8 protein-coding genes are annotated in these 5,756 nt (G+C 38.3%); 3 read left to right on the forward strand and 5 right to left on the reverse strand.

The features are described from left to right. Positions 1–46 precede the first annotated feature (46 nt). Entirely contained in the window at positions 47–439 is a 393-nt protein-coding gene (speD, locus tag AOG55_RS08990) for an adenosylmethionine decarboxylase (RefSeq protein WP_048101054.1), read from the forward strand. 4 nt (positions 440–443) lie between these two features. Then, a complete protein-coding gene (locus tag AOG55_RS08995; protein WP_055041203.1) occupies positions 444–1,358 on the forward strand; it encodes a hypothetical protein in 915 nt (304 codons plus the stop codon). Positions 1,359–1,389: 31 nt separating this feature from the next. Here AOG55_RS08995 and infB read toward each other — a convergent pair whose 3' ends face one another. The 5 genes from infB to rpl7ae are packed head-to-tail and all read right to left on the reverse strand — an operon-like array spanning position 1,390 to position 4,457. Then, positions 1,390–3,132, reverse strand: coding sequence for a translation initiation factor IF-2 (infB, locus tag AOG55_RS09000; RefSeq protein WP_055041204.1), 1,743 nt, complete (start codon positions 3,130–3,132; stop codon positions 1,390–1,392). Between the two features lie 2 nt (positions 3,133–3,134). Next, on the reverse strand, positions 3,135–3,560 hold the full coding sequence (gene ndk, locus AOG55_RS09005; protein ID WP_048101057.1) for a nucleoside-diphosphate kinase: 426 nt from the start codon (positions 3,558–3,560) through the stop codon (positions 3,135–3,137). Beyond that, on the reverse strand, positions 3,557–3,754 hold the full coding sequence (locus AOG55_RS09010; protein WP_048101058.1) for a 50S ribosomal protein L24e: 198 nt from the start codon (positions 3,752–3,754) through the stop codon (positions 3,557–3,559). The genes ndk and AOG55_RS09010 overlap by 4 nt, the downstream gene beginning before the upstream one ends. A 5-nt stretch (positions 3,755–3,759) precedes the next feature. Next, positions 3,760–3,969 carry a 30S ribosomal protein S28e gene (locus AOG55_RS09015; protein WP_048101059.1) on the reverse strand — a complete coding sequence of 70 codons (210 nt, stop codon included), beginning with the start codon at positions 3,967–3,969 and terminating at the stop codon, positions 3,760–3,762. 5 nt (positions 3,970–3,974) lie between these two features. Further along, entirely contained in the window at positions 3,975–4,457 is a 483-nt protein-coding gene (gene rpl7ae / locus AOG55_RS09020; RefSeq protein ID WP_084779439.1) for a 50S ribosomal protein L7Ae, read from the reverse strand. Positions 4,458–4,588: 131 nt separating this feature from the next. Between rpl7ae and AOG55_RS09025 the strand changes: the two genes are divergently transcribed. After that, positions 4,589–5,756 (forward strand): M20 family metallo-hydrolase (locus AOG55_RS09025; RefSeq protein WP_055041205.1); only part of this gene is annotated, 1,168 nt, incomplete at its 3' end.

The raw sequence follows: 5,756 nt of genomic DNA on the forward strand, positions 1-5,756 counted from the left end.
GTTAATATTAACTCTCTTGTTGAGGTGAAAAAATTTATGGAGGACGATGAAAGTGGTAGTAGGGGTGCACATAATTGCGGATTTATACGGTGTAGATGCAGGGTTAATATCTAGCGCTGACAGCATTTCTCCACTTATGGAAAATGCCATAAAAGAGGGGAATTTGACAAAAATCTCATCACAGTACTATCAGTTCAGGCCCATGGGGGCCAGTGGAATAGCGCTTCTGGCTGAATCCCATCTCTCATTTCATACATGGCCTGAATACGGGCTTGTTACCCTTGATATATACACGTGTGGTGATCGGAGTAATGCAGATAAGGCATTCAATTATCTTTTAAATGTGCTTAAACCCACCAGCATAGAATATAAGAAACTTGAGAGGGGAAATAAAGTAGATGACAATGTTACAATAACGGATCCATCACTAATGCTGTGATTAATTGAAAAAATCCATAATTATATACCTTTTTTCCCTGTTAATTTATGATATCCTTGTTTTATTTTACAGAATAGATATTAGGTTTAAATTTGTCATAATTTTTGCCATATTAATTTCCATAACCGGCATATACCTTTCAAGCGATATATTTACCGATGTTGCCGCCAAAATTGGCAAAAAATTGGAATTCTCCGGAAAAACTGTGGGAATTTTAATTCTGGGCATTGCATCCGTTTTTGATGAGATTGTCATGTCCCTCATGGCCGCCCTTGAGGGTCATGGAGAAATCAGCTTTGGGTCAATCCAGGGATCAAATACAGTTGTTATGCTTGCATTTTTCATTATTATACCATTTTATTATATGAAAACCTTGAAAACCTACCGCCTCGATGCAGTATTTATACTTGCATCATCAATAATTATCCTTGCATTCTCATTCATATATGAGGATATACCTGCATACATTGGTATTATTCCCATGATAATATTCATTATCTATTTTTATATTATAAACAGAAAAAATGTAAAAACAAATACGGCACCAGAATTTGAGGATTATCCATACATATATGGATTAATATCGTTACTTGTAATTGTTCTAGGATCCTATGCCATGATAAGCAGCGCAATTGTGATTTCAGACATTTTTAACATTACCAGCTTTTTTGCATCATTTATTCTTCTTGGCGTCTTTGGGTCAATACCTGAAATAACAATGGTTGGCATAAGCTTGCACAGGCACCGCGTGGGTGAATCAACAGGATTGATTACCGGCAGTACTGTTTATAAAAACACACTTGTTTTTGCACTTGCCGCATTTACATCTGAATTAACGCTTAAGAATAGCTATTTTTCAATAATTTTAATGCTTATAATAAGCATAATCTTCCTGATAATTACTGTATTTGCCAGATAATTTATGGATAAAATTTTTTTAAATGCCCTTTCTAAAATCCCCAGAACTGATTTTCCCTGCGCTTAATTTTTATTATCTCATCAAGTGTTTCCTTTATATCATCTGAAAGTTCCTGATTTTTTAACTCCTTTGCAACACTCTCGGGTATGTCAACGTAAATTGGCCTATCCGGAAAAATGTGCCTGTTAAGTATAACGCCGTCTATTGCGCATGAAACCTCCATGCCGGCGTCCGCAAACTGCCTGTTGACATCGCCATCCCTGAGGCTTTTTATTGTGCCTGCATACTTATTATTTTCAGTTATTAATTTATCTCCAACCTTAACACGGCCAGATAGAACCCTAATACCAACAATTACAGGCTTTGCAGCCCTAAAAATGTAATCCGGCATAATGATAAACTTCGATGGTACAGGTCTGGCATTCTTTTTCTCCTCCTCCAGCTCATGTTTTTTGTCTGAAAGCCATTTGCTGGCCTCCTCAATTAATGAGTATATGACATCTCCTGTTATTACCTTAATATCAGATGATTCCATTGCCTCCCTTCCATCCGGTGATATACCGACATTAAAGCCTATGATTATCCTTTCAAGCGGGTCATTCAACGTTGATACGTTTATAATATCCTTTTTTGTGATGTCCCCTATTGATGCCTCCCTTATCTTTATGTTGTTCTGATCAAGCTCGTATGCGACGGCCTCAAGCGATCCAAGAGCCTCGGCCTTTATTGTAACACCATTTTCTGATACATTTATATTTGGCTTTGATTCCCTGGTGAGCTCCTCAAAGGCCTGTTCCGGGTTATCCAGAATTTTTATTATTGACGTGCCCGGTGTAACATCCAGCTTATCTGTAATAAGTATCCTGATTCCTGCAGCCGCGGAAACCTTGTCCTTTTCCATAATACCCTTATTACTGGAATTTACAAGAATGGCCTTCACCTTTGTTGTCTGCGGCCCGTTTGCAGTGTTCAGTGCAATGGTATCACCACGAGCAAGTATACCCTGATATAATATTGTGTCAAGTGTTGTTCCAAGGGAACCCTCCTTTTTAACCTCTATAACAGTGCCACGCGTTGATTCATCACTAAATTTAATTTCATTTTCAAGGAATTTCTGTGCCAGACCGGTTAAAACCATTAATATATCCGCTATTCCTATATTTAATTTTGCGCTGACCGGCACAATGGCAAATGTTTTTGTAAAATCTGATATTCTATCATAGCGATCTGAGGAGATTCCATGGACATAAAGCTGGTTTATAATATTGTAAATGCGCTTATCAAGTTCTTCCCTGTATTCCGGCCTCTGTATTTTAAATACCTCATAAAATGATTTGTTTTTTGCAGAAATAAAATAGGGTATTAAATCTATTTTATTTGCTGCTATAATAAATGGTGTTTTAAATTTTTTAAGTATATCTATGGATTCTATGGTCTGGGGCATTAACCCCTCGTTTATATCTATGACAAGAATGGCTATATCCGCAAGTGCGCCTCCCCTTGCCCTCATATTTGAGAATGCGACATGCCCCGGTGTATCTATAAATAAAAGTCCGGGTATTTTTATTGAAACGTTCCTGAATGTATTCTTTACTATCTTTTCAAGAAGATTTTTATTTATATCTGTTGCACCTATCTTCTGGGTTATGCCACCGCTTTCCTTCTTTGCAACAGTTGTGCCCCTAATATCATCTAACAACGTTGTTTTGCCATGGTCAACATGACCAAGCACGCATACAATTGGCTCCCTCAAATTATTTTTTGCAGTTTCCATCTCTATTTTACCACAATTTCATTTTCATTAAAGAATATTGGGTACTCATGTTCATATGATTCCTTTGAATCTGAGGCATGCACTATATTTTCCTCTATGTTGAGTGAAAAGTCCCCGCGTATTGTGCCTGGAGCTGCCTTGGAACCATCAGTTGCACCGCATATATTCCTGCATGAAACTATTGCATTATCGCCCTCCCAAATCATTGCAACTATTGGCCCTGAGGTAAGGTATGAGACCAGGTCTGAAAAGAATGGTTTCAGGCTGTGAACACTGTAGTGCATCTCTGCCTGCTGTTTGGTAACTGTCATAAACTTCATTGCCAGCAGCCTGAGGCCTTTATCCTCAAATCTCGATATTATCCGGCCTATTATGTGGCGGGATACGCCATCTGGCTTTATAAGTATCAGTGTGCGTTCCACGCTCATGCCTTTCTCATCTCTTTAATTCTATGATACTCATTTGTCCATTTTGTGTTCCTCGCAGCCCTCTTTAAATCTATCATGTTTACCTTGCATTTCTTGGAACAAAAGTTAAGTATGGCACCATCCTTTCTCACGTATATCATGCCTGCTGCAGGTTCTATATCAGCACCGCAAAAAGTACATTTTCGATTTTCCATTAAAATCACCTAATTGATAGCCTTCTGGCCTCCCTTGCAGTTTCCCTCAGCATGAGTATATCACCAACCGCCACCGGGCCAAGCACATTTCTTGCTATGATTCTTCCCTGATCCTTGCCAGAAAGAACCCTGACCTTTACGGTTGTGGCCTCCCCGGTCATTCCGGTTCTGCCCATAATTTCAACAACCTCTGCTGGTGTAGCATCATCATCCATGCTGATCACTCTTCCTTATTTTCAGATTCTTTTGCCTCTTTGGGCTTTTTTTCTGATTTCTTTTCCTTCTTCTCTTCCTTTGCCTCGGGCTTCTCCTCTGCTTCCTTCTTATCCTCCTTCTTGCCCTCCTTGGCATTGTTTATATCGGAAATCAAGGTTTTATATGCCTCCTCGTTTTTCCCGTAATCCACAACTGCAACGGATGCGGCTGAGGCTATGCCGACCTTTACACCAAGGTCCGCCTTCTTTTTAACATATGTGTATGGCACCTTTCTTTCCTCGCATAATGTTGGAAGATAAAATACAACATCAGCAGGTGAAACGTCCTCGGCTATAACAACAAGCTTTGCCTCTCCCCTTTCTATTGCCTTTACAACCTCATTTGTGCCCTTTTTAATCTTTCCTGACCTGTATGAATTTTCAACAAAATCAAGAGACTCTTTTTCCAGCGATTCGGGAGCTTCAAATTTTACATATGTGTTTTCCATACTAATCCTCCTTCATTTTTTAGAACGTATTATAAACACCAATATAAATATTGCCCGTGCATAAACTGCACCTTTATTAAATTCGTTTCCATTAATGGCAAATAATATATTAAAAAAAAATATACATAATAATGGATGATGAAGAATTTGTTAAAAATACTGCAAGGCGTATTTTAAGCATTCCGGCAGTATCCCCGGAAAACGGTGGCAGTGGTGAGTTAAAAAAGGCCGAGGAGATTTTGAATATACTGGATGAAATGGGATACAAAAATTATGAAAAATATTATGTGGATGATAATTTTGGAGTTACAAGGCCGAATTTTGTTATTAAAACCGGCAACTTTGAAAAAACGCTGTGGATAATAGTCCATATGGATACTGTCCCTGCAGGTGATGTAAAATTATGGGCGCATGATCCATATGATGTGCATATAGAAAATGGCAATATATATGCAAGGGGCGCTGAGGACAACGGCCAGGGATTGCTTACTGCACTTTTGCTCCTTAAAAAACTCGATTTAAACAAAATGAGGCTAAATCTTGGAATAGCATTTGTAAGCGATGAGGAAACAGGAAATACATACGGAATAAAATATTTGATTTCAAAAAATATTTTTAAACCGGATGATTTAATAGTTGTTCCTGACGCCGGCACAGAGGATGGAAATATAATAGAAACTGCAGAGAAGAGTGTTTTGTGGCTGAAATTTACTGTAAGGGGCAGGCAGGGACATGCCAGCATGCCACAAGAGGCATTGAATGCATTCCGCCTTTCATCAAAATTTATTACATTTTTTGATGACGAGCTCCATAAAACATTTTCAATAGAAAATAAAATGTTTATACCCAGTGTTTCCACCTTTGAACCAACGAAGCATGAAAAAAATATAGATAATATTAACACAATACCAGGCGAGGATATTTTCTACTATGATTGCCGTATCCTTCCGGGATACAATCTTGAGGAGGCAATAGAGAACATACAAAAAATGGTAACGGATTTTACCAAAAAAAATGGTGGTGAAATAGACATGGATGTCATTGAATCAGAACCATCACCATCATTTAACATGGAAAATTCTGAGATTGTCTTAAAACTTAAGGATGCCATTGAAAAAATCAAGGGTAAAAAGGCAATGACTGTTGGCATCGGCGGATCAACATTTGCAGCATTCTTAAGGGCCAGAAATATTCCTGCCGCAGTGTGGTCAACAACGGTTATTGAAAACGCTCATATGCCCAACGAATTTTGCCGTATCGATGATATAATTGGCGATGTAAAAATTTATGAATACATTA

Source organism: Acidiplasma cupricumulans (assembly GCF_001402935.1).
Lineage (GTDB): Archaea > Thermoplasmatota > Thermoplasmata > Thermoplasmatales > Thermoplasmataceae > Acidiplasma > Acidiplasma aeolicum.